At 43.5% G+C, this 26,448-nt stretch carries 20 protein-coding genes; 12 read left to right on the top strand and 8 right to left on the bottom strand.

Translation table 11 applies throughout. The annotated features are described in order from the left end of the window. Positions 1 to 189: 189 nt before the first annotated feature. The 3 genes from ABDW02_RS14810 to ABDW02_RS14800 all read right to left on the bottom strand — a co-directional run bounded on the left by ABDW02_RS14810 (position 190) and on the right by ABDW02_RS14800 (position 5,952). Complete coding sequence (locus tag ABDW02_RS14810) at positions 190 to 1,182, bottom strand: gliding motility-associated C-terminal domain-containing protein (RefSeq protein WP_343635774.1); 993 nt, start codon at positions 1,180 to 1,182, stop codon at positions 190 to 192. A 351-nt stretch (positions 1,183 to 1,533) separates the two neighbouring features. After that, positions 1,534 to 2,454 carry a gliding motility-associated C-terminal domain-containing protein gene (locus ABDW02_RS14805; protein WP_343635772.1) on the bottom strand — a complete coding sequence of 307 codons (921 nt, stop codon included), beginning with the start codon at positions 2,452 to 2,454 and terminating at the stop codon, positions 1,534 to 1,536. Positions 2,455 to 2,580: 126 nt separating this feature from the next. Next, positions 2,581 to 5,952, bottom strand: a complete 3,372-nt coding sequence (locus tag ABDW02_RS14800) for an ATP-binding protein (protein ID WP_343635770.1) — start codon at positions 5,950 to 5,952, stop codon at positions 2,581 to 2,583. A gap of 112 nt (positions 5,953 to 6,064) precedes the next feature. Here ABDW02_RS14800 and ABDW02_RS14795 point away from each other — a divergent pair, with 112 nt between their 5' ends. From ABDW02_RS14795 to ABDW02_RS14780, 4 genes are all read left to right on the top strand, one after another. Then, a complete protein-coding gene (locus ABDW02_RS14795; protein WP_343635768.1) occupies positions 6,065 to 7,219 on the top strand; it encodes a cystathionine gamma-synthase in 1,155 nt (384 codons plus the stop codon). A gap of 45 nt (positions 7,220 to 7,264) precedes the next feature. Continuing rightward, a complete protein-coding gene (locus ABDW02_RS14790) occupies positions 7,265 to 7,972 on the top strand; it encodes an SDR family NAD(P)-dependent oxidoreductase (protein WP_343635766.1) in 708 nt (235 codons plus the stop codon). Positions 7,973 to 8,103: 131 nt separating this feature from the next. Continuing rightward, complete coding sequence (locus tag ABDW02_RS14785) at positions 8,104 to 10,272, top strand: M43 family zinc metalloprotease (protein WP_343635764.1); 2,169 nt, start codon at positions 8,104 to 8,106, stop codon at positions 10,270 to 10,272. A 191-nt stretch (positions 10,273 to 10,463) separates the two neighbouring features. Further along, positions 10,464 to 12,647, top strand: coding sequence for a M43 family zinc metalloprotease (locus ABDW02_RS14780; protein ID WP_343635762.1), 2,184 nt, complete (start codon positions 10,464 to 10,466; stop codon positions 12,645 to 12,647). A gap of 80 nt (positions 12,648 to 12,727) precedes the next feature. Here ABDW02_RS14780 and ABDW02_RS14775 read toward each other — a convergent pair whose 3' ends face one another. After that, a complete protein-coding gene (locus ABDW02_RS14775) occupies positions 12,728 to 13,201 on the bottom strand; it encodes a hypothetical protein (RefSeq protein WP_343635760.1) in 474 nt (157 codons plus the stop codon). 21 nt (positions 13,202 to 13,222) lie between these two features. Next, positions 13,223 to 13,942 (bottom strand): 3'-5' exonuclease, encoded by a 720-nt coding sequence (locus ABDW02_RS14770; protein ID WP_343635758.1) that lies wholly within the window; start codon positions 13,940 to 13,942, stop codon positions 13,223 to 13,225. Positions 13,943 to 14,068: 126 nt separating this feature from the next. On the opposite strand from ABDW02_RS14770, the gene ABDW02_RS14765 reads away from it, so the two are divergent. From ABDW02_RS14765 to ABDW02_RS14745, 5 genes are all read left to right on the top strand, one after another. Then, positions 14,069 to 14,551 (top strand): GAF domain-containing protein, encoded by a 483-nt coding sequence (locus ABDW02_RS14765; protein WP_343635756.1) that lies wholly within the window; start codon positions 14,069 to 14,071, stop codon positions 14,549 to 14,551. Beyond that, the gene (locus ABDW02_RS14760; protein ID WP_343635754.1) at positions 14,527 to 16,065 is read left to right on the top strand and encodes an Ig-like domain-containing protein; all 1,539 of its coding nucleotides are present in this window, start codon (positions 14,527 to 14,529) and stop codon (positions 16,063 to 16,065) included. The genes ABDW02_RS14765 and ABDW02_RS14760 overlap by 25 nt, the downstream gene beginning before the upstream one ends. Continuing rightward, positions 16,058 to 17,227 (top strand): lysylphosphatidylglycerol synthase transmembrane domain-containing protein, encoded by a 1,170-nt coding sequence (locus ABDW02_RS14755; RefSeq protein ID WP_343635752.1) that lies wholly within the window; start codon positions 16,058 to 16,060, stop codon positions 17,225 to 17,227. The genes ABDW02_RS14760 and ABDW02_RS14755 overlap by 8 nt, the downstream gene beginning before the upstream one ends. A gap of 80 nt (positions 17,228 to 17,307) precedes the next feature. Further along, a complete protein-coding gene (locus tag ABDW02_RS14750) occupies positions 17,308 to 18,243 on the top strand; it encodes a ribose-phosphate pyrophosphokinase (protein WP_343635750.1) in 936 nt (311 codons plus the stop codon). Positions 18,244 to 18,283: 40 nt separating this feature from the next. Beyond that, entirely contained in the window at positions 18,284 to 18,868 is a 585-nt protein-coding gene (locus tag ABDW02_RS14745; RefSeq protein ID WP_343635748.1) for a 50S ribosomal protein L25/general stress protein Ctc, read from the top strand. Between the two features lie 290 nt (positions 18,869 to 19,158). Here the strand turns inward: ABDW02_RS14745 and ABDW02_RS14740 are convergent, their stop codons facing one another. Both ABDW02_RS14740 and ABDW02_RS14735 read right to left on the bottom strand, forming a co-directional pair. After that, positions 19,159 to 22,659, bottom strand: a complete 3,501-nt coding sequence (locus tag ABDW02_RS14740; protein WP_343635746.1) for an N-acetylmuramoyl-L-alanine amidase — start codon at positions 22,657 to 22,659, stop codon at positions 19,159 to 19,161. Between the two features lie 136 nt (positions 22,660 to 22,795). Beyond that, complete coding sequence (locus ABDW02_RS14735) at positions 22,796 to 23,137, bottom strand: DUF983 domain-containing protein (RefSeq protein WP_343635744.1); 342 nt, start codon at positions 23,135 to 23,137, stop codon at positions 22,796 to 22,798. Positions 23,138 to 23,235: 98 nt separating this feature from the next. On the opposite strand from ABDW02_RS14735, the gene ABDW02_RS14730 reads away from it, so the two are divergent. Then, positions 23,236 to 24,105: a helix-turn-helix transcriptional regulator gene (locus ABDW02_RS14730; RefSeq protein ID WP_343635742.1), complete on the top strand. Its 870-nt coding sequence runs from the start codon at positions 23,236 to 23,238 to the stop codon at positions 24,103 to 24,105. A 70-nt stretch (positions 24,106 to 24,175) separates the two neighbouring features. Here ABDW02_RS14730 and ABDW02_RS14725 read toward each other — a convergent pair whose 3' ends face one another. Then, a complete protein-coding gene (locus tag ABDW02_RS14725; RefSeq protein WP_343635740.1) occupies positions 24,176 to 25,177 on the bottom strand; it encodes an NAD(P)H-dependent glycerol-3-phosphate dehydrogenase in 1,002 nt (333 codons plus the stop codon). Positions 25,178 to 25,416: 239 nt separating this feature from the next. Here ABDW02_RS14725 and ABDW02_RS14720 point away from each other — a divergent pair, with 239 nt between their 5' ends. Both ABDW02_RS14720 and ABDW02_RS14715 read left to right on the top strand, forming a co-directional pair. After that, positions 25,417 to 25,851: a Rid family hydrolase gene (locus ABDW02_RS14720; RefSeq protein WP_124747704.1), complete on the top strand. Its 435-nt coding sequence runs from the start codon at positions 25,417 to 25,419 to the stop codon at positions 25,849 to 25,851. A 9-nt stretch (positions 25,852 to 25,860) separates the two neighbouring features. Next, a complete protein-coding gene (locus tag ABDW02_RS14715) occupies positions 25,861 to 26,445 on the top strand; it encodes a DUF2892 domain-containing protein (RefSeq protein WP_343635737.1) in 585 nt (194 codons plus the stop codon). Positions 26,446 to 26,448: the final 3 nt, after the last annotated feature.

Genomic DNA, 26,448 nt, shown 5'->3' with positions numbered 1-26,448 from the left:
CGGGTGCCGAAGATATTATTCGTGCCAAAAGCAGCATTGTTTCCAGCCCTAGACCAAAATTGATTATTATTTTGTCCAGAAGGTCCTATTCCTCCTGGACTATTACTAGTTTGTGCGTTAATATTTTGGGTGCCAAATAAAAAAACAGCTCCAAAAATAAATAGTGTTCTCTTTTTCATTGAATTGGTGTTACCTCACCAATTGGATAAAACCTGCTATGTTCGTATTATTAATTCTGTAAAAGTATATTCCATCCAAACATTCTTCACCTTTTTGAGTTTTCCCATCCCATGCGAAATTTTCCAAATCATTTTCATAAATTAAATTTCCCCAACGGTTTAGTATTGAAACTTTTTTTGAGGCATCTGAAAATGGAAGACTCCATAAATCATTGATTCCGTCATTATTAGGTGTAAATATATTAGGTATGTCTATGTTAACACTTGTTAGAACAACATTATCGATATAGAAATAGGTAACATATGGATTAACATATGTAGGGGAAATGTCATAACGACGTAAAGTGTCTGTTGATGTATCGTTCCGAAAATTACCAATAGTCACATATCGTTCGTGTCCACTCGCGATGAAAATTGTCTCAACATACTGCCAGTTTAAAGTGTCCCCAAAATGATTGGAATTGTAAAAAACACACTGTGGATTAACTGTTAAAGCAGCAGTGTTTGGACTGGAAATAGGAAAATCGGAGAAATAAGCTCCGATTTCATTTATCATTAAATCAGAATATTCTGCCAGTGACACTTCCATTGAAAGTTTATATATTTTGTTTTCCTCCAATTGAGAAATCAGTTGTCCTTGTATGTATTCCCACCACATAATCCCGGAGTAACCATCGTTTCCAGCACCACCGCCATAATTTGTAAAAGACCCTCCAAGATATCCATTCCCAGAATATGGATTTTGAATTCCTAAGGCATTGGCTGGTACAGATATTGTTGGATTCGTAGCGCATGTATTGAAATAATCGCTTGTACCATAAGTAGGAGCTTTCCATCCAATACACTTTTCTATTTCCTTTGGATTTTGAAATGGGGAACTTTCATATTGTGGACAACTAGAATACTCCTCAAAATCGCCATTATAAATCAGATTTGGCTGAGCCTGCGAGTGATTCAGAAGAACAAAAAGTAAAATAGTGATATAAAAAGCAGGTTTTATCAATTGATAAGTTTGTTAATAGTTGTTCCCGAAGTTCGGGAAATTTAGTAAAATAGTTCGCTTGATCTCACATCAAAGCGATAAGGAAACATTGCCATCTTTACAAAGATGTGTTTCATGCAAATAGGTTGGATTATGTTTTCATACGCTCAGTGATAGTTTAGTGAATAATAGTAGTACAACCTTCCGGGTAACGGTCCATTCTCAATGGATAAAATAAAGTGTCTGCATCCTGCAAACAACTAACAATCGTTAGATGACTTCATTGGTGAATAGTTGGAATTTTTACGCTATAACTTTAGTTTTAAGTTTTATAATCATATTGTTAATGAATTATTTGGCATTTGTTACAAGTTATCGAATCAGTTGGATATATCCGGATTCGATGTTTTCCTTAGTAGTTATTCGGTAGAAGTAAATGCCATCTGGACAATCCGCTCCATCCCACGAAAGCATATTACCTTCGACTTTATAAATTAAATTTCCCCAACGATTTATAATTTCCAATTGAGCTTTTGAGGCTAAAGAGAATTCCCATAAGTCATTAACGCCATCATTATTTGGCGTAATTATATTTGGATAATCTGTACATATTCCTTTCTCTCCATAATAACTAGCCCCATTAACAGACGATGTCAAATTGCAAACCTTGCTGCATTCTTTAGAAATAGCATTTGCTTTGTACAATGATAAACCACTAAATAAGAGTAATTCGGAAGCGTCATTAATCTTTGAAAGTCCAAACACGGAACCTATAGAAAGGTTATCTACAACTGTTACATTGACAATGGCATAAAAAGAACTCAATTCTATTTCTATCAGCTGATTCGAATCAGTTGTCATGAATAATTTATTGTTAAGGAATAGCAGATCTCCAGAACAATAATATCCCGTATTGCCTACAAATTGAATACTATTTGTATTCAAATTAAAACAATAAAGATCTGTCTCGTCATCCAGAAATAATAAACTATCATTTACTATTTCCAAGCCATCGCTAAATATTTGATCTCCATTTATGTTATAAATAGGAAAGGAACTTATTAATTGTTTTGAGTTAAAATCTATAACGTTTAGGTTTGCATCAACGGCATATATTTTATCGTTGACATAAGCTATATCGTTAAACATAGGAAGTTTTGCATAAAATTCCAAACAACAATTATCACTACAGATATAAATATCACCATTACTCATATTCACTAGTGATTTTGACTGAGCCAAAAGCATTTGTTCAGAAAAAATAGATATTAGAATTGTTAGAAATATTTTCACGTATCTTGAATAGTAGTACCGCATCGTTTGTGAATAATTGATTTAACACAAATGTAAAAAAGGTTACACTTTCGATAAGATGCAGCAAAAAGTAAATGGTTGGAAATTACCGAAATAAACTTCCGGTTAGTATTCGAGTTGCCAGCCACGCTGTTTCATGACGCGATGGAAGGTTACCAGGTCCTGGCCATTGGGAATTTGGAAGTAGCTGTTTTTAAAACGCACCCGGTGGCCTTCGATAATTTCTGTTTCGAGGTTGTAGGGGAAAAGGAATGCTCTTTCAGAGAACTGGTAAGCTTCCAGATCCTGCAGGAACCGGCGCAACAGGTTCACCGATTCGTTGTCGGATAATTCAAAATCCATTGCTCTGACGGACGTGAAAAAGTGCATTTCCCGTCTGGCGCGGGTCAACAAAACATTCAGGCGCTTGTGGCCGTTGGCCTGGTTCAGCGGACCGAAACGCATCTGGAAAGATCCTTCCGGGTTTCGCGCGTAGCCCAAACTGATGATCAGGCAATCAGCTTCGTCGCCCTGCACATTTTCCAGTGTTTTGAAGAAGAAGGTATTTTCTTCCTGTTTGGTGGTAATGAGTTCCTGAACTTTTGCCGAACAGGCTTTCCAGATCGTTTTCAATTGTTCTTCCGAAAAAGCCACGATTCCGATGATTTGCCGGTCCCAGTTCTGGTAAGTTTCGAGAAAGTCTGCAACGGCTTTTGCTTCGGGCATGTTTTTCCGCTCTTCGAAAATTCCGTTTTCCACGTAGTGGTGAAAAAGTACCTGTTTGCGCTGCGGAGAAGGATAAACAATCAATTCGTTCTTATAAAAATGCTGGTTGGAAAAGTGGATCAATTCCGGGTATTCCGAGCGGTAATGATGGCGCAACGGAACACGTTCAAAATAAAAAGAAGCCTGATGCAGCAAATCGTGGAAGCCGAAATTCTTCCCGAAATAGGAAGACGGCGCCATCTGTTGTTCGTCTCCGGCGACCAATGCTCTTTTGGAACGGAACAAGGAACCGAGCGCTCCCGGCAACGGAAGCTGACTGGCTTCATCGAAAAGTACGAGATCAAACAATCCTGTTTCCAGCGGAAAATGATCTGCCACCTGGTTCGGAGTTGCCAGCCAAACCGGGATGAGCAATTGCACCCACTCTTTCGCTTCGCTTGCGATCAGGTTCCGGATCGTAATGTGGTTCCGGCTTTTCCCGAATTCTTTCACCAACAGCGATTTGCCTTTTTTCAAACGGGCTTTGCGTTCCTTTTGTGCGGCAGATAGTTTTTGAGCCGGCGTTCGCAGCAATTCTTCGTATTCCGCAAATTGATTTTGGATTTGTACCCGCAGTGAAGCGGCAAAATCGAAGAACTCGGTGTTCTCGGTTTCTATCAGGGTCTCTAAGCGATCTTTCAGGGTTTCACCGGAAAATTTGACAATCTCCGGATTAACCGATTCGATTTTTCTCAGGGAACTGAACAGGATCATGGCCTGCAATTCTTCCCAGGTATTCATCTCATCCAACAGCGTGAAGAAAAAGCGCGGAAGTTGTTTCAGGTCTTCGTAAACACTGCTCAATTCCACAAATTCGGCTTGCTTTTGCTTTAAAAAGTCAAACAGAACCACCTCACCTTTCAATTCAAAATGACGGACCAGGTCGGTTCTCAATTGTTTGAGCTCTGAAGCGGACCCGATAATGGCTTGGCGTTTTTCGCTGGTCCAGCCGGCAATTTCACTTAATACGGAACCGCTTTCTTTTTCCAGGCTGGAAGCATACAACATGCCCATTTCCAGGGCGTGGCTGTTTGCGCCGAGGCCCAATTCACGAAAATAGGATTCCAGTTCCCGCCATTTTTGCATTTCTGCCAGGTAGTTTTTCCAGTTTTGCAATGCAATCTCAGGTAAAACAGACGGATCGTTCAGTAATTTCGCAATCGCTTTTCTGCGCTTTCGAAGCTGCAACCAGCTTGTGGCCTGTTCCCAGGATTCCAACTGGCTTTTCGAAGGTTCCTGTTTCCAGATCCGGTTTTCCGATTGGACCGAAACCAACCGGTCGCTCAGATCTTTCATCAATTGAACCTGCTTTTGGAATTTCTTCCACTCTTTGGGTTTCGAAAGAAGCTGGCTATATGCTTTGTATTGTTCGTTCTCAACCAATTGGCAACGTCCCAAAACAGCAATCGTATTTTCCAAATCACCGAATGAGACCAACCCGTCCAATTTCGACTGCAGCAAATCCAGTCTCGCCAGATTGTTCCGGATGAGCTGATCGCCGTTCCATTTTTCAAAAAATGCAGGTTTGAGCCCTTTTAGTTTGGAAAAGCCCAATTGTGCGTCCACTTTCCGGATCAACGGTTTGTATCTGAGCCACTCGTCGATAGTTGGAACAAGGCTGGAAAATTTCGCTTTTTGAACAGGGGTTTCATGAAGCAAATCCTGGAGTTCTTTGTAAGAAGCCCCGGCAAAATAATCCGCTGTATTCAGACGATCAAGCAGTAATTGCAGGTTGGCGTGAAGCTGTTCCGAAATCCTGAGATTCTGTGCAGATTGCATTTTTCCGCTTTCGAGTAAATTCCAGGTCGTCTTTAGTTGCCCCAGCAAATCCTTTGATTTGGTTTGACTGTGAACAACGAATGCGAAGGGGTCTAATTCCAGTTCGGAAAGCTTTTTGACCAGGACGTCCAGCGCCACTTTCTTCTCGGAGACAACCAAAGTCTTCAGCTTACTTTTTAGAGATTTACCGAGAATATTGATCAAAACCTGCGATTTTCCTGTTCCCGGAGGGCCTTGCAGCAAGGTGTTTTTCGTGTTTAACAGATCGAAAACCCGTTTTTGGTCTGCATCTGCCGGGTAAATCAAACCGGGAGATAATTCCAGGTTTTTGGCCGGTTCAAAATCATGTCCCAGCAATTGTTCCACCAACGCACTTTTCGTTTCCGACCGCTCGATGCCTTCCAACTCGCGCAGGAGGTGAAAACGGTGATAGTGAAAATTGCCTATGTGAATTTCAGAAGAATATTCTACTTCCAGGTTCAACTCCCGGAACTGATTCATGACCCATTCCAGTTTTTCCGGCAAGCTCAGATCTTCCGGTAGCTCATTCAGTGATTCCTTGTTCAGCTCGGAATAAAGAAACCGGATGTATGGATTTATTTCTGTTGATTCTTCCAGCAATTCCAGTTGAAGCGTGTTCGTAATCCGGACATACTCCCAGGTCAGCGGAACGATCAGCAAGGGAGATTTGATCAACCCGGTGCGGATATCCGAAGAAACGGTTCCAAGAACCAGGCATAGTGCATTCACATCAGATTCCAGCCGGAATTTATTCGCAGTTTGCCAGATTGTTTTCCACTTGTCTTCCAACGAAACCTGGAATTTAGCCGCGGGCAATTCCTCCAACTGAACCAGTGCATGAGCAGCTTCCGACAGGTTTACCAGCATGTCCGTTTTCGGCATGTCCGATAAGGCATGAATAAAGTCGCTGATATTTCCGCTTGAATAACTCATTGAATTGCTTAGCGAAAATAGTCAAAACTAGTAGGGGCGAAAAATTTTTCGCCCCTACTACATCGAAAAAAGAAATTAACTTTGTGATTCTGTAAAATTGAACTCATTTTCTATGAAAGAACAAGATATGAAATTCGGTACTAAAGCAATTCACGCAGGCGTACATCCCGACGAAACTACCGGAGCAATCATGACTCCCATTTTTCAAACTTCCACTTACGTCCAGGAATCTCCGGGAGTAAATAAAGGTTACGGATACGCCAGAGGGAAAAACCCGACGCGCGAAGCACTTCAGGCAAACATTGCAGCATTGGAAAACGGGAAACATTGTGTGTGTTTCAGCAGTGGTGTTGCAGCTACGGATGCCGTTTTGAAATTATTGAAGCCGGGCGACGAAGTCATTACAGGTGACGATTTATATGGAGGAACATACCGTTTGTTTACGAAAATCTATGAGAAATTCGGGATCAAATTTCACTTCATCGATTTGACCAACGCTGAAAATGTCAAGCAATACATCAATGCAAACACCAAATTGATCTGGGCGGAAACTCCAACGAATCCAACCATGCAGATCATCGATATCGAAGCGGTTGCAAACATTGCAAAAGCGAACAATATCATCCTGGTTGCCGACAATACATTCGCTTCTCCCTATTTACAAAATCCTTTGGATCTGGGAGCTACGATCGTGATGCATTCGGTTACCAAATACCTGGGTGGCCACTCGGATGTAGTAATGGGTGCTTTGATCACCAACGACACTGCGATCCACGAACAATTGTACTTTATCCTGAACAGTTCCGGGGCAAATCCGGGCCCGATGGATTCTTTTTTGGTACTCAGAGGAATCAAAACCCTGCACCTACGCATGCAGCGTCATTGCGAGAACGGAAAACAGATCGCTCATTTCCTGAAAGACCATCCGGCCATTGAAAAAGTGTACTGGCCAGGTTTCCCGGAACATCCGAACCACGAAATTGCTAAAAAACAAATGCGTGATTTCGGCGGAATGATCTCCATCGTTCTAAAAGATAAAAGCATTGAAAACACGTATCGTGTTGCTTCTTCCTTCCAGGTATTTTCACTGGCAGAATCTTTGGGAGGTGTGGAATCACTGATCAATCACCCGGCAACCATGACACACGCTTCTATTCCGAAGGAAGAGCGCGAAAAAGCAGGCGTTGTGGACAACTTATTGCGGTTGAGCGTTGGCGTTGAGCACGTAGACGACCTGATCGCAGATTTGAAACAGGCATTGGCATAACCAGTAGGGGTGAAAAATTTTTCGCCCCTACTTATATTTATGAACATGATCATCATCACAGGAACATCCCGCGGAATCGGGAAAGCAATCGCTGAAAACTATTTGGCAAAAGGCGAAAAAGTCATCGGCATCGGCCGGAACCATACCATTTCACATCCGCACTACTCGTCTCTTTCCTGCGATTTGAGCGATCCGGAGGCCGTCGACCGCATTTCTTTTCCGGATCTTTCCGATGAAACGGTGGTTTTCATTCACAATGCCGGCATCCTGGGAAAAGTGGATTATTTCGAGGAGCTGGAATCTGGGGAAATAGCCAAAGTGATGCAGGTAAACTTATTTGCAGGTGCAGCCATTTTACAGAAACTGCTGCGTCAAATTCCAGCGACTACTTCCTTCCGGGCAGTTTTCATCAGTTCGGGCGCAGGGAAAAACCCCATTGCATCCTGGGCATCTTACTGTGCTTCGAAAGCCGCAGTAGATCTGTTCTGTCAAACCATCCAACTCGAAGAGCAGCAATTGGGCCGGACGAATTTCCAGTGTCTTTCCGTTGCGCCGGGTGTTGTTGACACCGATATGCAGGCAGGTATTCGCAGCACGGATGAAAGTTCTTTTTCCGAAGTGGAGCGTTTTAAAGCATACAAAAATTCAAACCAGCTTTACACTCCGGAATTGGTTGCTAAAAAGCTCTTTAAGCTCGTACACGAAATGCCGTTGGGCCAGGTTATTTATTCCCTGCGCGATATAGATTTGTAAAGAAATCATGAAGAGATTGTTATTCACACACGCGTAAAGTTTTTCAAAATCAGGTCATTTATTAAACAAATGTCGTAACTTGTTGCACTCAAATTACGATACTTAGTAAAACTAGACTAGAACTTTAGCTAATGAAAAAACAACTTTCTACCGTTCTAACGTTGACCTTATGTCTCTCCCATTCGGTCTTTTCGCAAACCGGCGAGCGGAAATTAGACAACGGAAACATGCGCCAGGGCGAACATGTTGAATATTGCACCACGCATAAAAAAATGAATCAGCTTTTGTCTGATCCTCAGCGTGCAAAACAGTTCGCGAAGGAACAAGAAGAATTCGAACATGCACTTCTTGCCAAAAAAGGAGACAACGGCACCACGAAAGCAGTGGAATATACCATTCCCGTGGTTTTCCACGTACTACACAATGGAGGACCTGAGAATATTTCAAAGGAACAAATCATGTCTGCGTTGAGCATCCTGAACAGGGATTACGCCATGCTGAACCCGGATACGATTTCGGTACAGGCACCTTTTCAAAACATCCGCAGCAAAGCAGATATCAAATTTGTTCTGGCAACAAAAGCTCCTAATGGAGCCTGTTTTTCCGGAATTACCAGAACACAGAGCATTCAAACGTCCAACGGTGAAGATGGCACTGCGCAAGTGAATGCGATTGTAGCAGGAAATGATGTTTACAACGGTCAATGGCCGGGAAATAAATACTTAAACATCTTCATTTGCCAGGACATCGGTGGCGCCGCAGGTTACACCTTCAATCCGGGTGGCTGGTCGGCAACTTCCATGGGCAACGGAATCTGGGTTTTGAGCACTTACGTGGGCGATATGGGAACTTCTTCTCCATACACCAGCCGCACACTGACACATGAAGTAGGACACTGGTTAAATTTATCCCACGTTTGGGGAGGAACCAACAATCCGGGAGTTAGCTGCGGAAGTGACGGTGTTACAGACACACCTACCTGTATCGGTTCAACGGCTTGTTTCCTGAATTCAAACACCTGCGACGACGACAATGCTTACTGGGGCTTTGACCAGGTAGATAACGTAGAGAACTACATGGATTATTCCTACTGTTCCAAAATGTTTACTGCCGGACAGGTTGACCGCATGCGGACCTCCCTGACAGTAAATTCAACGGGACGTGCAAATGTAGTATCCGCAGCAAACCTGGCTACTGTTGGAGCAAATACGGCTCCTGTTCTTTGTTCTGCAAAATTCAGTGTACCCAGACAAGTGATCTGTGCCGGAGAATCCCTTCAATTCACAGATGAATCATTCAATGCCGTATCGGGATGGAACTGGTCATTTGAGGGAGGAAATCCTGCTACTTCAACTTCTCAAAACCCGGCAGTAACATATACTACTCCGGGAACTTATGCCGTTCAACTGGAAGCTACGGACGGATCTTCTTCCAACACCGCAACTATTTCGGGTTATATTACCGTATTGCCTGCTCCGACCGGAATTCCATATTACGAAAGCTTTGAAACATTCAACAACTTTGCAAGTCCGAACTGGTTTGTGGTAAACGGAGGTGGAAATCCATGGACCGTTGCTACCACAGTAGGAAGAACCGGAACACACTCTGCAAAACTGGAAAACTTTAACCAGGCGGCTTCTCAAATCGATGAACTGCAATCTCACTCCATTGATTTATCCGGAATTACTTCGGCAACCAATGCAACCCTTTCATTCAGATATGCATACCGCAGAAGAACAACTTCCAGCACAGACATTCTGAAATTATTCGCTACAAAAGATTGCGGGGAAATCTGGGATTTGCGCAGAACATTCACTGCAGCAACCATGTCGGGACCGAACCTGGAAACTTCTTCCTGGACACCAACTGCAACGGATTGGGTAACGGTTCACGTTACAAACATCACAACAGCTTACTGGACGGAAAATTTCCGGTTTAAGTTCCAGTTTACTGCCGGCGGAGGAAATAACATCTACATTGATGATATTAACATTTATGCGGGAGCACCGTCAGATGACATCGTGCTTGGAATAAATGACCACGGATCATTCCAGGATATCAATTTATATCCGAACCCAGCTGAAAATGAACTACAGATCAGTTTTAGTTCACAAACAGGAAATCGCCTGGAATTTGTCATTACAGACCTTTCCGGAAAGGCAATTAAAACACTTCCGGTTAACGCACACGAAGGATCAAACCTGGTATTTATTGAAACCACCGATCTTTCTGCAGGAACGTATTTCATTAAAATGATCGGTTCATCGGAAGAAAGAACGCTGCCGTTCGTAAAGAAATAACAGACAGATAATAAGGTTGGGATTTATTTTCCGACCTTATTTATTTCTGTTTAATCAACAATTCGGACACTTAAAACAAAAGTTACTACAGACTATGCAGAAAGTTTCTAAATTTCAAAGCTTGAACTGTATTCTGTTTCCAACTTTCCCCGATCATTTAAATCATTAAGTAATAAACTAGCTAGATAAAAATGAAAAAACAATTTTACTCGCTCCTAGGTATCTCTCTTCTTTCTACCACATGGAGTTTTGCTCAACAGCAAGGGCGCATTTTAGATAAGAGCAACATGCGTCATGGCGAAGATGTAGAATACTGCATCACGCACAAAAAGATGAACGAACTGAAATCAAATCCTCAATTTGCGGCTCAATATGCCCAGGACCAGGCGGAGTTTGAAAATCTGATGCTTGCAAAAAAAGGAGATAACGGTACTACCAAAGCAGTCGTTTACACGATTCCGGTGGTTTTTCACATTTTGCATGACAATGGAAGTGAAAATGTATCGAAAGAACAGATTATGTCTGCTTTAAACATTTTGAACCGCGATTACGCCATGCTAAATCCGGACACCGCTTCTATCCAGGCACCTTTCCAATCTTTAAAGAGTAAGGTTGACGTAAAATTTGTTTTAGCTACGAAAGCACCGAACGGAGCTTGTTTCTCAGGAATTACACGTACTCAAAACGCTATCACGAATGACGGCTCGAACGGTCAGGCACAAATCAATGCTATCGTTGCAGGAAATGATGTTTACAACGGTCAATGGCCGGGAAATAAATACATGAACGTGTATGTTTGTAAAGACATCGGAGGAGCGGCAGGATATACGATGCTTCCTGCAAGCTGGTCGGCAACAAGCATGCAAAACGGGATTTTCATCCTTCATAATTACTTCGGGAACATCGGTACTTCTGCTGAATATTCCAGCCGTGCTTTGACACACGAAGTTGGTCACTGGTTGAACCTGGATCACGTTTGGGGTGGAAACAACAACCCCGGATCAGCAGGTTGCGGCGGAACAGATGGTGTACAGGACACACCGGCAACACAAGGGTCTACATCCTGTAACCTGACAGCGAACACCTGTTCGACAGATAACGCATACTGGGGATTTGACCAGATTGACAACGTAGAGAACTACATGGATTATTCTTACTGTTCTAAAATGTTTACAATCGGACAGGTAAACCGCATGAGAACTGCACTTACGGTTAGTTCTACAGGAAGAGCGAATGTTATTTCTGCAGCTAACCTGACAGCGGTGGGAGCAAACACTCCGCTGGTACTTTGTACTGCTAAATTCAGCACTCCGAGAACAGTAATCTGCGCAGGTGAATCCATCACATTTACAGATGAATCTTATAACGCAGCAACGGGCTGGAACTGGTCTTTCACAGGAGGATCTCCTGCATCTTCCACCCAGCAGAATCCTACGGTTACTTACAATACACCGGGAACTTACGCAGTTCAATTGCAGGCAACTGACGGAAGCAACAGCAACACGGCAAACGTTCCAGCTTACATTACCGTATTGCCTGCAGGAAGCAACCTTCCGTTCTACGAAAGCTTTGAAGGTTCTATGAACTTAAGCAGCCCGAAATGGTTCGTTTACAATTCAAGCGGAAGTGCATGGGCTGTAACAAATACCGCTGCCAAGACAGGAACAAACTCTGCCAAACTGGATAACTTCAGTCAAACAAGCACCATGCAACTGGACGAATTGATCTCAGGACCAATTGACCTTTCAAGCATTAATTCAGGAACCGGAGTTACTTTGACTTTCAAATATGCTTACAGAAAGAAGGCGTCGGCTAACAACGACTTACTGAAAGTATTCGTAACATCCAATTGCGGTGACACATGGGATGTTCGTAAAACATTGACCGCTGCGACCATGTCCGGATCAAACACTGCAACTTCAGCATGGACTCCAAGTTCAGCTGATTGGGTTACCGTACACGTAACGAACATCACTTCCGGATACTGGAATGACAATTTCCGTTGCAAGTTCCAGACAACATCAGGTGGCGGAAATAACTTCTACATCGATGATATCAATATTTATTCAGGTGCTCCGTCTGAAACTCCTGTAACTGCAGGTTTGGCTGATCTTGGAAGCGTTGCAAACATCAACTTGTTCCCGAATCCGGCTGACAATGAAGTTCAGATTTCATTCAACTCTCAAACAGGAAGCAACCAAATCAAGTTCTTAGTAACGGATCTGGCAGGAAAAACACTTCAGCAACACACTGTAAATGCAAACGAAGGAAACAACCTGGTTTACATCGCAACTGAAAATCTTTCTGCAGGAACTTACCTGATCCGAATGGTTGACGCGACAGGCCAGAGAACACTGACTTTCGTTAAGAAGTAAATAAAAAACAACTGAAACCAATAAAAAATCCCGTAGCGATGGCAACATCTGCTACGGGATTTTTTTTGTATAAGCTTTGGTTAGAAACCTCTTTTCTTTTTGATCTCGGCAATAAAATCCGTCAGCTGCTTTTTATCTGCGAAATAAACGGCCACATTGGTTTCATGAAATATTTTCGAACCTGCCTTCTCATACACACTGGCTTCAACCTTGTCCAGATCCGTCAGGATATTACACGAATACATTTCCCCGTATTTATCCAGGTGTTCGATCTTGAATGCATTATCCATAATCACTTTAACGGAAACCTTACGAACCGTCAGTTCGCGAACAGTTCCTGTGCTTCCTTTGGTCAAAACCGTTGCATACAGATCATCTCCTACAATTTTTTGATGGTATTCCAGGATCGTTCCGTTGACATCCATCTGGAAGCATTTGGGACCATGAATCGTAATTGATTTGCCGTTGTATTTAATCACTTCCTGGGCATTCAGAGAGCCCAGGCTCAACAGGAAGATGCCGAAAAGCATCACCTTTTTTCTTGTCAGAATCATACTTGTAGTTGTTTGTTGCAGTTACTTAATATAAATTTCGCCTTCATCTACCAAAGGCTCTCCATTCATTCTCAAAAATAACTGAATTAATGCAACCACATCCTTTTCGCAATAAATACGTATGCGATCCAGGTCATTTTCCTCGTAATAAACACGTGCAACATCTGCCCCGGAAATATCATCTTTGGGTGTAGGTATCTTGAAAATGTGGCACAACAGGGCCAAACTCGTATAAGCTTTGTAGTCGCCGAATTTCCAGAGTTCCATTGTATCCAGGTGCTGGATTTCCCATGGCTTTTTACCCGCCAGGTTCAATACATTCGGTAAACCGATTCCATGGATCAACAGTCTTCGGCAAATAAACGGAATGTCGAATTCCTTCGAATTGTGTCCGCATAACAGGTGTTTCGGCGTGTTGTAATTATTTTCCAGCAGGCGCACAAATTGTTTCAGCAAAGTTTCTTCGTCTTCATGTGCAAAAGAAGTCATGCGAATAGATCTTCCGGTAACGGAATGATGTACAAACCCCACAGAGATACACACAATCTTACCGAACTCCGCGTAGATACCGGCTTTCTCATTGTAAACGTCAGTTTTTGTTTTGTTTTCTGTAAGGTAACGGGCATTTTTAGCGTCAAATAATTTGGTGGTTTCTAAGTCTAAATCAGCGTAGTTGTAAACTTCCGGTACGGTCTCAATGTCTAAAAACAGGATTTTGTCAAGTTGGCTCAAATCAAGCATAATAATTTTCGTTTTCCATTTAAGTTATGTAAAATTATCATTTACGGAAATGCTTTTTTTCAATTTTTTCAGCGAATAAATACATTTCTTATGCGTAAGGAATAGGATTCCTTATTTTTGTACATTATGGCAGAAGAATTAATTATAGCTCAGGCTTCCAAAGCGGAAAAATACACGACTTTGCTTCCACAGGTCCAGGCACTTTGTACCGGTGAACCGAATTTAGTTGCTAACCTGGCAAACATTGCTTCTGCTTTAAAAATGACCTTTGATTTCTTTTGGGTAGGTTTTTACCTGGTTGAAAAAGAGGAATTGGTTCTCGGGCCATTCCAGGGCCCCATTGCCTGTACGCGTATTGCCTACGGAAAAGGTGTTTGCGGATCTTCCTGGAAACAAAATGAAACGCTGGTTGTTCCGGATGTGGAAGCTTTCCCGGGACACATTGCCTGTTCGAGCGAAAGTAAAAGCGAAATCGTGGTTCCCATTCGAAAAAACGGTCAGGTTATTGCTATCCTGGACGTCGACAGTAATGCATTGAACGATTTTGACGGGATTGATGCGCAGTATTTAAATGAACTTTGCGAATGGGTAGGTACTCACTGTTTCTAGGACTCTTCCTTTTTTTGGCCGGTTGTGCCGAGGTTGTTCCACTTACCGGAGGTCCTGCGGATGAGCGTGCAGCACTTCCTGTAGAAGGAACTCAAAACCCGGAACAGGGTGCGCTTCACGTGAACCAAAATGAGCTTCACGTCAAGTTCAATGAGTTCTTTACGCTGAATGATCCGGCAAATACCGCGGTCATGAACCCGAATGCCGGGAAACTGGAAGTTACTTCCAGCAAAAGAGATCTGACTATTAAATGGGACGGCGCACTTCAGCCTAACACAACTTATATCATCCAGCTGAACGGAACCATCAAAGACCTCAACGAGAAAAACGATACCATTCACCAATTCGTTTTCTCAACCGGAGCTCAAATCGATTCCTTAAAAATAACCGGTGTGATCACAGACGGTTTTTCCAACAAACCTTCCAATGCCTTTACCATCGGTTTATACGATTCTGTCAAAGATCCGTTCAAGGAAGCGCCGAATTACATTTGCAAAAGCAACGCCCAGGGCGAATTTGAATTTTCCTATTTGAAAAAAGGCAACTACCAATTGTTTGCATTCCTGGACACCAACAAAGACCGGCTTCCTTCCGTTGGCGAAGACATTGCCTATACGACCGGACTCATTTCCAGCGGCGACAGTACATTCGCGCACATCCTGGCCTCAAAGCCCAAAAACCCGTTGAAGCAATTACAGGTGAAGATCAGCAATCCGGGAACTTTTACCGCTTATGGAAAGGAAATCAAGGAAACAGGACTGACCATCAACTCACAACCTGTCCAGATCATCAGGCGCTACACACCGGATTCGGTATTGGTAGCACTGCCAAGCGTTTCCAACGATGTATACACATTTATTGACGGCACGGATACCATTACGAAAATCATCCCGCTGAAAGACCGTTCCAGGAATTTCGCCATTTCCAACAAGGTTTATAAAAACGCCTGGTTACTGGGAGACACGCTTCTTTTTGAAACGAATGAATTCATCAGTGAACTGGACACTTCGCAGATTGTGGTGGAAGACAAAACAAAAATCAAACTGGCATACGACTATTCTTTTTCCGGGAACCAGGTAAGAATCGTTCCTAAGACCGCAACAGCTTTTGATCTCGTTATCAATTTTAAAACCGGGGCTTTGAAAGGGCTTGCCAACCAGAATGATTCCATCAAAATGGAGCTGAAAACCTACCGGACTTCTGACCTGTCGAACCTCAAACTGAATGTAGCAAGTTTGAAAGGACGCTGGGTCATCCAGTTAATGGATGGCGCCAATCCCATTCGCAGCTTTGTCAAAACTTCGGATTCAGATTCGATTATCGACTGGGTGAATTTAATTCCGGCTGTTTACCAGGTTCGCTGTATCCGGGATGTAAACGGCAACGGAAAATGGGATGCCGGGAATTGGGAAACCAAATCACAACCCGAAGAAGTGGTTCGTTTTGACATCAAATCGAAGCTCAGACCCAACTGGGACATTGAAGAAACCCTTGAAATGAAACCGAATGAGTGATTCCTTTGAAAAAACCTTTAGTAAATGGAGAATCTATCTCGCTTTGCTGATTGGTCTTTCAATTTCGGGAGGAATACTTATTTACAGCTTCACACGCACCGAATTTCACGAAGCAGAACAGGGAAAAGGCGATTACATCTGGAAAGACAGCAATGGCAATAAACGCATTGATTATACGGATCCGAAAGAGTTTATAGCCGTACCTGCCGGGAACTTCGAAAAGAAATCTGCTTATGAAGTCCTTTCCGACATTTCCTGGAACGGCAGTACTTTTTTCTGGATTTTCCTGGCACTTTTGGGAATGGTTGGCCGCGATATCGGATACATGCTCCGGATACGCATTCTGACTAAAAAACAACTGACCTGGAAGCAATCCTTTCACGTGATTATGTTGTGGGAATTTGCTTCTGCCCTCGCACCGGGCGTCATGAGCGGAGCAGCGGTTGCCATGTTCATTTTAAACCGGGAAAAAATTGCTTTGGGAAGAGCCACGGCCATTGTCATACTCACCGCATTCCTGGACAATCTATTCTATGTGATCGTAATTCCGGTTTTGTTCCTGTTCATTCCTGCCGGAAAATTATTCCCGAGTACCGGAAACGAATCCATGATGGCTGTTTTCTGGACAGGCTTTTCAGTCTTTGCCCTGCTTTGCCTGGTTCTCTTTTCCAGCATTGTCCTTTACCCGAAACTGGTCTTTCACCTGCTCACATTCTTTACACGCATTCCATTTTTAAAACGTTTTCGCCCCGGTGCTGAAAGAACAGGAAACGATGTGAGTACAACAGCACATGAACTGCGAAAAGAGCATTTTTCCTTCTGGCTAAAAGCTTTCGGCGCCACGGTTTTTTCCTGGTCGTCGCGTTTCCTGGTGATTAACTTCATCATGCAGGCTTTTTTGAGCCTGGGCTTCCTGCAGCAGGCACAAATTTTCAGCAAGCAATTTGTTCTGTGGATGTTTCTGCGCATTTCCCCTACCCCGGGCGGAAGCGGCGTTGCAGAATGGGCATTCGGAGAATTGTTATCGGAATTCAGCACCAGTGTTGTGCTTCTGGGAACGATGGCTGTACTTTGGCGTTTGGTTTCTTATTTCCCTTATTTGATCATCGGATCGGTCATTCTTCCGAGGTGGCTGTCCAAACGGCAAAAACCGAAAGACTAAATCGTTTTTCACCCGATTCAAAAAAATAATGCCGTTTCGGATATTATTCCTATCTTTGCGCTCTTAAAACGGTAAAAACCATGTCTTACGGCGTCAAAATTTTTGCGGGAAGAGCGTCCAAAACGCTTGCTGAACAAATAGCTACCAAGTTTGGAGCTAGTTTGGGTGATGTAAAAGTTACTGAATTCAGTGATGGTGAATTTCAACCATCGTTTGAAGAAACAGTGCGTGGTCAGGACGTATTTATCGTTCAATCTACCATGCCTCCGACAGAGAATTTATTCGAAATGTTGTTGATGGTGGATGCTGCAAAACGTGCATCTGCGCGTAAGATCATCGCTGTTATTCCTTATTTCGGATTTGCACGCCAGGACCGTAAGGACAAGCCAAGAGTTGCTATCGGTGCAAAACTGGTTGCAAACATGCTGATGGCTGCAGGAGTTGACCGTGTAATGACGATGGATTTACACGCCGACCAGATCCAGGGATTCTTTGAAGTTCCGGTTGATCACTTGTTTGCATCGACTTTGTTCTTCAACGAAATGAAAGCGTTGGATAACGGGAACCTGGTAATGGCTGCTCCGGACGCAGGAGGTGCGAAACGCGCCAATGCTTATGCCAAGAAATTGGATACCGGATTGGCAATTTGTCACAAACACCGCAAAAAAGCGAACGAAGTTGCAGAAATGACTGTTATCGGGGACGTTGACGGAAAAGATGTGATTTTGATAGACGATATGTGTGATACAGCAGGAACTTTGACAAAAGCTGCTGAATTATTCATTGAAAAAGGAGCAAAAAGTGTTCGCGCATTCTGTACACACGCTGTGTTGTCAGGACCTGCTTACGAGCGCATCAATAATTCAAAATTGACGGAATTGATCGTAACAGATACGATTCCGCTGAAAGAAAAAAGTGACAAGATTCGTGTCATTACCGTAGCTGATCTGTTTGCAGATGTAATCGATCGCCTGGTGAAAAACGAATCCATTAGTACGCATTTTATAATTTCATAAAATGATCCGCTCCGGCGGATGGATAAATAAATAAACAAACATGAAAGTAGCACAATTGAGCGGTTCGCCACGCGCGAACGTAGGGAAGAAAGATGCTAAAGCTTTGAGAGACTCAGGGCAGGTTCCATGTGTTCTTTACGGACAGGGAACTCAAACACATTTTTCTCTTTCTGACATTAAAGTTGAAAAATTGGTTTTTAACCCTGACGTTTTCAACATTGAATTGGATATCGATGGTAAAAAGACCAACGCGATCATCCAGGAGATCCAACAAAATCCTATCACGGATAAAGTAATGCACATCGACTTTTTGGAACTGGATTCCAAGAAGCCTGTTAAAGTTGCATTGCCGGTTCGTTTGACAGGTGCTTCTCGCGGTGTATTGGCGGGAGGTCGTTTGATGCAGGTTTTCCGTCGTTTACGTGTAGTTGGTCTTCCGGCAGATTTGCCAGAGGCTATCGTAATTGACATCACTAAATTGCGTATCGGACAATCTATCCGTGTGAAAGATTTAGAGAACGATGGTTTGTCTATTTCTGAAGCGAAAAACGCAGTTGTAGTTGCAGTTAAAATGGCTCGTGGAGCTTCTAAAGCTGCAGAGGCTGATGACGATGATGATGAATAAATAAGATTCTATCTGAACTTTATTAAATGAGAAGGGACGTGAATGATCACGTCCCTTCTTTGTTTTTTTGCTATAATGAATCAGGCCAAAAAAAAGCCATCTTTACTTTTACGCGAAGATGGCAACAACTAACTATTAGATTTAGGAGTAGGCTCTAATTTCTTTACCTACTTAGGATAGACCAAAGTTACTGAGCAACTTTGGTTTTCTCCTTCCCATTTTTCTCTAAAGCAGTTTTCAGTTTTTTAACCGTCATTTTTGACCAAAAACGATTTTTCAAACTTCCGTTTTTAGCGTTTTACAACAGATTTCACGATTGCCTTACCATCAATAAGATAAACCAATTGATAGACACCACTTGATAAATCAGTGATTCGCAGATCAGTTAACTCCGAATCGATGCGTTTTGTCAAAACTATTCTTCCCAGGCAATCCGTCAAACGAATTGTTCCGGAAGCTTTTTCCGTTTGAACGGTTAAATGATCCGTTGCAGGGTTCGGATAGATGTTGATCTTCCAATCAGCCGCATCTGCAAGTCCTGCTACATCTATCACCCGAATGAACTTACTCAGGGTGTCATCCGGACAAGCGTCATTTACTGCTATCAATCTCAATGTGTACAGTCCGGCACTTGTATATCCATGCCACGGGTTTTCATCCTGGCTCTGTACACCGTCACCAAAGTCCCAATTGTAACCGTTGGCATTTGCGGATGCATTCGTACAATTCAAAACCGCATTCGGCAGGTAAAGGGTGTCTTCGTTGATGCTGAACTGGGCACTCGCAGGTTGGCTTACCAATACATCAATCGTTTGCTGTACCGTATCGGAAGTAGCCGGCCCGTAAGCAATCAATTGCACCTGGTAAGATCCGGATGCCGGGAACCGGACTTTCGGATTCACCAGATTACTCGTTGCCGGAAATCCTCCCTGGAAAGTCCACGCATAACTGGTTCCGTCTACGGAAGTATTCTGGAATAACAGGGAATCCGTTGAACAGGTATACGTGTTCTGCAACAGGAATGAAGCAGATGGCGGGTTTGTCGGTGGTATCACGGTTTGCCCATCGGAAGACATGGCGGCAGAAAAAGCCCCTGCCCCGTTTTCCGCTTTCACGGAAACATAATATGTTGTTCCTGTTGTGAGGCTCAATCCTCCGATGCTGACATTCGTATTCCAATAGTTATTGGTCCAGGCAACGACATCTTCAGCACCCGGAGAAGTTCCGATTGCCACCCAGTAATTCGCAATATCTGAATTCGCGTCGGAAGAAATGGTCCAATTGGCTTCCAGCATGGAATTGCTGGTTGTCGTTGCAGCATCCGCAAATAATCCGTCGTTCACCGTTTGGATGGATGAAGGCGAGGTCCAGTCGATCTTCACATCCTGGGAAGAAATAGCCGATAAATTCCCCGCTACATCCTGAACAATAGATTTGATACGTCCTGCAGCAGTGGAAGAATTAGCGCTTTCGTAACGCATATCACCTGTTGAGCCAACCGTAATAGCAGTGCTGGCACTTCGTGAACGATAAACTCTCAGATCGTTTACTTTGTACACACAATTCCCGGTACGGAAAGAAATGTAATTCCCGGTTGTCAAAGGAGTCGGATCTGTCCACGTTCTTGCCAGTACATTATTGATATACACCTGGTGCTTCCCGGTTGTACGATCATAAGCTACTTTGTAATCGTACCATTGATCCACATTGAAATCGTAAGTCGCTTCGTCCACCAAACTGTAAACATCATTGGTAACCTCGTAAATCTGGATTTTATCGCTGTCTAGTCGGAAAAAGACAAAATAGGAATTCCCGCGGTTGGTCAATGTGGGATCACTGCAGAAATAATGCAATCCTGCCCGGCGGTTTGTCCCCGTTCCCGACATCGCGCCGGACCAATGGTACAGATAACGGTCGCTCAGGTTGCTGGTGACACTTGCCCAAAGGTTTGAATTCCCGTTGGACTCGTCACTGTGGACCAGATTTCCTCCGCTCAATGCCCACACGCCGGATTGGGAAGTCCAGCTTGCATGAATGGCTGCCTGGTCGAAATTATCGTTGAAAAATCCCTTTGCACCGTTCGAGCGCCAGTCGCTTCCATTCAGGTCCGTTACCTGGTAGAACGATTTATCGATGCCGCTTCCCCCGGAATTATCGGTATCGGTGTAGCTTGCCGTAAAGTCCTGCGTGATCCAGGTTACCGGAACACTGATCGTAGTCATTGGCGGCACTGCATCTCCCAAAGCCGGGTTGGTAATTACACTTGTCCAGTTTGCCACCCATCCTGCGGCAGTTGTAGCACAATCACTCCGGAATTCAACCAATAAAGCTCCGCTGGAGGAAGTGATGGTTCCCGGAGAAGTTGTTCCGGTATACGTTCCGATCAATGGAGCACTGTTTGTGGCTCCGTCGTAAATGTAGAGGTAATCCCAATTTGCCTCCAATGAGAAACTGGTGAAATTCAAGGTTACAGAACTTGCATTTGCCGGCTGGATCAAGGTAAAATAGCGCTGATCGTTGCTGTAATTAGCACCGCTTCCTCCTGTGTCGGTAAATGTTCCGCTTGCAGTATTGAGAGTTGTTTGGGTAGGATTATTATTGACCAATTTGTAATAAAGCGCCCAATCCCAATAAATTCCCGGGTCTGTATGCGTTTGGTTCGGGAAATGCTGATGTCCTTTGATCTTGATACATCCTCCGAGGGTATTTGTTCCTGTGGTTGCTGCACCGGAAAATGTTCTGAGCGGGCTGATCCCATAACCGCTCTGGCAAATGTCACGGGTAATTCCTGCCGATGCATTGTACAAAGCACTCGTGTACCATTGCGCCTGGCTCACATACCCTTCGTGTTCGTACCCGATCGTGTAAGGATTTTCAGAACCTACGTGCCAGGCTTTATTCGCTTCCAGCACCATTTGGGTTACCTGTCCGTCGGATGAGCGCACCACGTAATGGTAGGAAACGCTCGAAGAGCAATTCTGTGACCAGGAAATGGCTCCTGCGTATGTTCCCTGGATCGTATGAATGGTAATGGCCGAAATAGCTGTTCCGCTGCGGGAACTGAAATTACAGCTTGGTGCCGGATTCCAGATTGCCGGTCCGTACTCGGTCGATTTCGGGGAATTCCCGGTTTTCTTCGGAAGGTATTTCTGACCAGAACTTGTCTGAATGCCGGTTTCAGCGAAAATCACTTTCTGAGCACTCAATACGGCCAGATTCTGAGCTCCGAACAAGCTTACCAAATCAAAATTGTAGTTGGGGAAGTGATACAATGCCGAATTCTCATCGTTGTTGAGGAATTTAAACAGTTCGTACAATTCGGCATCCCGTGCGTAGGCATTCACTCGTCCCGAATCCGATAAATACGACAACCTGCTGAATACCTCTTTCAAAGTGTTCTGCAGCGAATTTCCTTTTAATTCGGTCATGTAGCCGTCCACCACTTTCGCAAAAGCATGGATTTCCGCCGCCGGATCTTGCTTAATTCGCAGCAGCGAAACTCCGGAAAGTTGGGAAACCAGTTTCATATTTTCTTTGAAATACCCTTTCCCTGTGGCAACCATTCCCAGGAAACCCGCAGATTTGGGCAATCCTGAACATGATTCCAGTTCTGAATCCGTCAGATAAGATATCCTGGTTTGAGTAAAAGAAACCGCTTCCAGGATTCCTTTCGGAACAGCAGGATAAGCACTGTAAGCCTGCTGGCAATAATCTTCAAAGTCTGCCCGGCTGGTCTGCGCCAGTGCTGTAAAGCCGAATAAACAGCTTGTGAATAGTAGGATTTTCTTCATACGTTTTCATTTTCAGTAGTATCGAACTAATATATTCAATTCTTTACAGACCTGAAAATCAACATGAATGAAAAAGGATTTAGTAATCTGAATTTCCGATGCAGGAGTTTTCAAATAGAGTATCTGACCTTTTCAATTACTCATGAAAAATATGGACCCAAAGGATGCGGGAAACGCGGTAGTTGAAGAACATGGTCAGTACCAAAATGGTAAACATGATCCCGAAAAGCCATCCAAGCGGGATGAACCAGTTGATCACCAGGAAAACAGCTATTAATTCCGCGATAGCCATCCCGTAGCTGATGTACATGGCACCGAAGAAGTAACCCGGTTCTTTATCAAACTTGTAGTTACATTCGGAACAGCGTTCGTGCATTTTCGGAGCTTTCAAATGAAGCAAAGATCCTTTTGTTTCAAATATTTGACCTTTTCCGCATATCGGGCAGGTTCCGTTGAGCAATGCTTTATAACTTGACATTTCTTCTTTTTTTACAAAGGTAGAGCGAAGCGTGCTCTTTGAGCTTTATTTTTTAGCTCCTATAATTATACAATTCGGACATTTTCTTAATTTTAAGCATGAATTTTCCGCGACTTCCCATAGAAAAATTTGACGAAAACGGCTTACTGCAAGCTTTTTATATTAATCGTTTTTCAGAACATTTGAAAAAATACCATTCGGACATTAACCATCCGCACAAGCATGATTTCTACCTGACCGTCTTTTTTGAAAAGGGTTCGGGAAGACACGACATTGATTTCAACGCTTATTCCATTCAGCCGAACAGCGTGTTCTTTTTGCAGCCCGAACAGATCCATCACTGGGAATTTGAAGAAGAAGCGGAGGGCTGGATTTTTTTCCATTCGGAAGATTTCTATAAATTGTATGTGACGCATTTCGAGTTATACCAATGGCCGTTCTTTCAATCCAGGGATTCCAATCCGAAACTGGACATTGCCGGAGATCAGGCAGCCTTATTGCAACAGCGCTTTGCGGAAATGATGTCGGAATACAAAGAGAATACGAAGCACTCTTTCCTGAAAATTGCAAGCCTCAGCCAGTTGATTTATGCGGATCTTGCCAGGATTTACGGAGAGCAAACTTCCTCAGGCCTTCCGAAGAACAACCTGTACCAGGATCATTTTCACCGCTTTATCAAACTCCTGGACGAACACTACATGGAACATAAAAATGCTTCGTTCTATGCTTCCGAACTGGCCATGACGACCAAACACCTGCACCGGGTTTGTTTATCGTGTGCCGGGAAAAGCACTTCGCAACTGATTGCCGAACGATTGATCCTGGAAGCTAAGCGGAAACTGGTCAGCGATTCGAAAAGTATCCAGGAAATTGCCGATGATCTGGGTTTTGAGAATTACCCGTATTTTCATTTGTTTTTTAAAAAACATGCAGGAGAAACACCGAAACAGTTCCGGGAACGAAATTGAATTATCAATTATCAGTTATTTAATTATCAAGAACACCCTTGATAATTGCATCATTCATAATTGATAATTATTAAGCCAGTTTATCACACAAAATTTTCATCTCGATTACCGGAGAGATCTTTTCGTAGAGAATGTTGTAAACGGCTTCGAGGATCGGCATTTCTACCTGGAATTTTTTGTTGATTTCCTTCACGCACTTGGTGGCGTAATATCCTTCCGCGATCATGTCCATTTCCAATTGCGCCGTTTTTACGGAATATCCTTTTCCGATCATGAAACCGAAGGTCCGGTTGCGGGAGAATTTGGAATAAGCGGTTACAAGTAAATCCCCCAGGTAAGCGGATGATTTCACATCGCGGTGGATCGGGCTCACTTCATCGATGAAATTTTCGATTTCCTGGATAGCGTTTGCGATCAAAACGGACTGGAAATTATCTCCATAACCCAATCCGGCACAAATACCGGAAGCAAGCGCATATACGTTCTTCAAAACCGCTGAAAGTTCTGTTCCGAATAAATCGTCAGAGGTAGTGGTTTTGATATAACGGCAAGCCAGCATACGGGCCATTTCTGTTGCAATTCCTTCGTGCTGACAAGCAATTGTGAGATATGACAAACGCTCCAATGCTACTTCTTCTGCGTGGCACGGCCCACAAATAATCCCGATATCTTTGTAGGGAGTTCCGAAAGTCTTGTGGAAAAAACGCGCCGGAATGGCATTGTATTCCGGAACAATTCCTTTTACTGCCGAAAAAACGATCTTTCCTTTGAAAAGTTCCGGGGTTGTTTCTTTGAATAATTCGACCAAAAAAGCAGACGGAGTTGCAACGATCAATACGTCGCAGCGTTTGATAATTTCTTCCAGATTATTGGAAACATGGATTTTGTTCAGGTCGAATTCAACTGACTGTAAATAAGTAGGATTGTGTTTGTATCTCATGATGTGAGCTACCTGATCTTCCCGTCGAACAAACCAGTTTACCTGCGCAAAATTGTTGCACAATATCTTCACCAAAGCAGTAGCCCAACTACCTCCTCCAATGACACCAACGGTTTTCATTCGCTTATTCATAGTCTTGACAAATGTACACATAATTCCGAATGCCGGATGCTGAATGACGAATTGTTGGCTATGCAACTTGCTTGCTTAATCGCCGATCAGGCAAGTAATTTTCAGAACTTCTTTTCGGAGGCCCATTCTGCAAATCTTTCTCCATTCATCATTTTCGGCAGTCGAAACCGGGAATTCGGAATTGGAAAATAATTCGTTATACAATCCGACAGAAAGCACTATCTTTGCTAAAAAATTTTATGGCAGAAGTTTCACGTATTTCCACGAATAAGGCACCGAAACCGGTTGGATTGTATCCTCATGCGCGCAAAGTTGGCAACCTCCTTTTTTTATCGGGAGTTGGGCCAAGAGTTGCCGGATCTGACGATATCGACTCAGCTGTTCCGGGATTGAAGCTGGATAAGAACGGGAACTTCATCGAGTTTGATTTTGAGGCACAATGCCGCAGTGTTTTTGACAATGTGCGCATTATCCTGGAAGAATCCGGATCAAGCTGGGACCAGTTGGTTGACGTAACTGTTTTCCTGGTGAATATGAAGCGTGATTTCCATGTTTACAACCGCGTGTATGCGGAGTATTTCAAGGACAATTTACCGTGCAGAACAACGGTTGAGATCAATTCGCTTCCAACTCCTATTGCCATCGAACTAAAGTGTATCGCAACAATTGACTAACTAAAAATTATGATTGGATTTATTATTCGCAGTGTGATCGCTGCAGGAATGTTATTCTTAACTTTTTACTCTTTTTACACCGGTTATTGGGGTTGGGGAATCTCCCTGATCATTCCGCTTGCACTGGTGATCCTTTCTTTCTTTTACAACGAGAACCTGGCTTTTACGCTGAATCACATGCGTACCGGAAACCAGGACAAGGCACAGCGTGCTATCAACCGCATTACAGCACCGCAATACATTCTTTCAAAACGCCAGAGAGCTTATGTGATTTACATGCAGGCGCTTTTGAACGCTCAGTCGCTTCCACACGTAAAAGTAGAAGGAATGCTTCGCCAGGCTATTCAGTTGGGATTGAAAAGAGGTCACGACAAAGCAATGGCACGTATGCACCTGGCTGGAATCTGTGTTCAAACAGGACGCAGACAGGAAGCTGTAACCTTGTTGGCTGAAGCAAAGAAAATGGATGACAGCGGCATGTTGAAGGACCAGATCAAGATGATGCAGAGTCAATTGCAGAATGCTCCTTCCAAAAACCAAATGCGTATGGCGCAAATGATGGGCGGTCGTAAGAAAATGCCTAAAATGCGCTAATCC

The sequence above is a fragment of the Fluviicola sp. genome (assembly GCF_039596395.1).
GTDB lineage: Bacteria > Bacteroidota > Bacteroidia > Flavobacteriales_D > Crocinitomicaceae > Fluviicola.
Note: the sequence above shows the minus strand (reverse complement) of the source record. Positions and strands in the feature narration are given on the sequence as shown.

Bases quoted from the DNA above. Each gene is read 5' to 3' on its own strand.
- ABDW02_RS14750 (WP_343635750.1), top strand. From the start codon at position 17,308: ATGTCTTACGGCGTCAAAATTTTTGCGGGAAGAGCGTCCAAAACGCTT.
- ABDW02_RS14720 (WP_124747704.1), top strand. From the start codon at position 25,417: ATGGCAGAAGTTTCACGTATTTCCACGAATAAGGCACCGAAACCGGTT.
- ABDW02_RS14730 (WP_343635742.1), top strand. From the start codon at position 23,236: ATGAATTTTCCGCGACTTCCCATAGAAAAATTTGACGAAAACGGCTTA.
- ABDW02_RS14790 (WP_343635766.1), top strand. From the start codon at position 7,265: ATGATCATCATCACAGGAACATCCCGCGGAATCGGGAAAGCAATCGCT.
- ABDW02_RS14785 (WP_343635764.1), top strand. From the start codon at position 8,104: ATGAAAAAACAACTTTCTACCGTTCTAACGTTGACCTTATGTCTCTCC.
- ABDW02_RS14740 (WP_343635746.1), bottom strand. From the start codon at position 22,659: ATGAAGAAAATCCTACTATTCACAAGCTGTTTATTCGGCTTTACAGCA.
- ABDW02_RS14745 (WP_343635748.1), top strand. From the start codon at position 18,284: ATGAAAGTAGCACAATTGAGCGGTTCGCCACGCGCGAACGTAGGGAAG.
- ABDW02_RS14735 (WP_343635744.1), bottom strand. From the start codon at position 23,137: ATGTCAAGTTATAAAGCATTGCTCAACGGAACCTGCCCGATATGCGGA.
- ABDW02_RS14715 (WP_343635737.1), top strand. From the start codon at position 25,861: ATGATTGGATTTATTATTCGCAGTGTGATCGCTGCAGGAATGTTATTC.
- ABDW02_RS14780 (WP_343635762.1), top strand. From the start codon at position 10,464: ATGAAAAAACAATTTTACTCGCTCCTAGGTATCTCTCTTCTTTCTACC.
- ABDW02_RS14770 (WP_343635758.1), bottom strand. From the start codon at position 13,942: ATGCTTGATTTGAGCCAACTTGACAAAATCCTGTTTTTAGACATTGAG.
- ABDW02_RS14760 (WP_343635754.1), top strand. From the start codon at position 14,527: ATGGGTAGGTACTCACTGTTTCTAGGACTCTTCCTTTTTTTGGCCGGT.
- ABDW02_RS14775 (WP_343635760.1), bottom strand. From the start codon at position 13,201: ATGATTCTGACAAGAAAAAAGGTGATGCTTTTCGGCATCTTCCTGTTG.
- ABDW02_RS14800 (WP_343635770.1), bottom strand. From the start codon at position 5,952: ATGAGTTATTCAAGCGGAAATATCAGCGACTTTATTCATGCCTTATCG.
- ABDW02_RS14795 (WP_343635768.1), top strand. From the start codon at position 6,065: ATGAAAGAACAAGATATGAAATTCGGTACTAAAGCAATTCACGCAGGC.
- ABDW02_RS14725 (WP_343635740.1), bottom strand. From the start codon at position 25,177: ATGAATAAGCGAATGAAAACCGTTGGTGTCATTGGAGGAGGTAGTTGG.
- ABDW02_RS14765 (WP_343635756.1), top strand. From the start codon at position 14,069: ATGGCAGAAGAATTAATTATAGCTCAGGCTTCCAAAGCGGAAAAATAC.
- ABDW02_RS14755 (WP_343635752.1), top strand. From the start codon at position 16,058: ATGAGTGATTCCTTTGAAAAAACCTTTAGTAAATGGAGAATCTATCTC.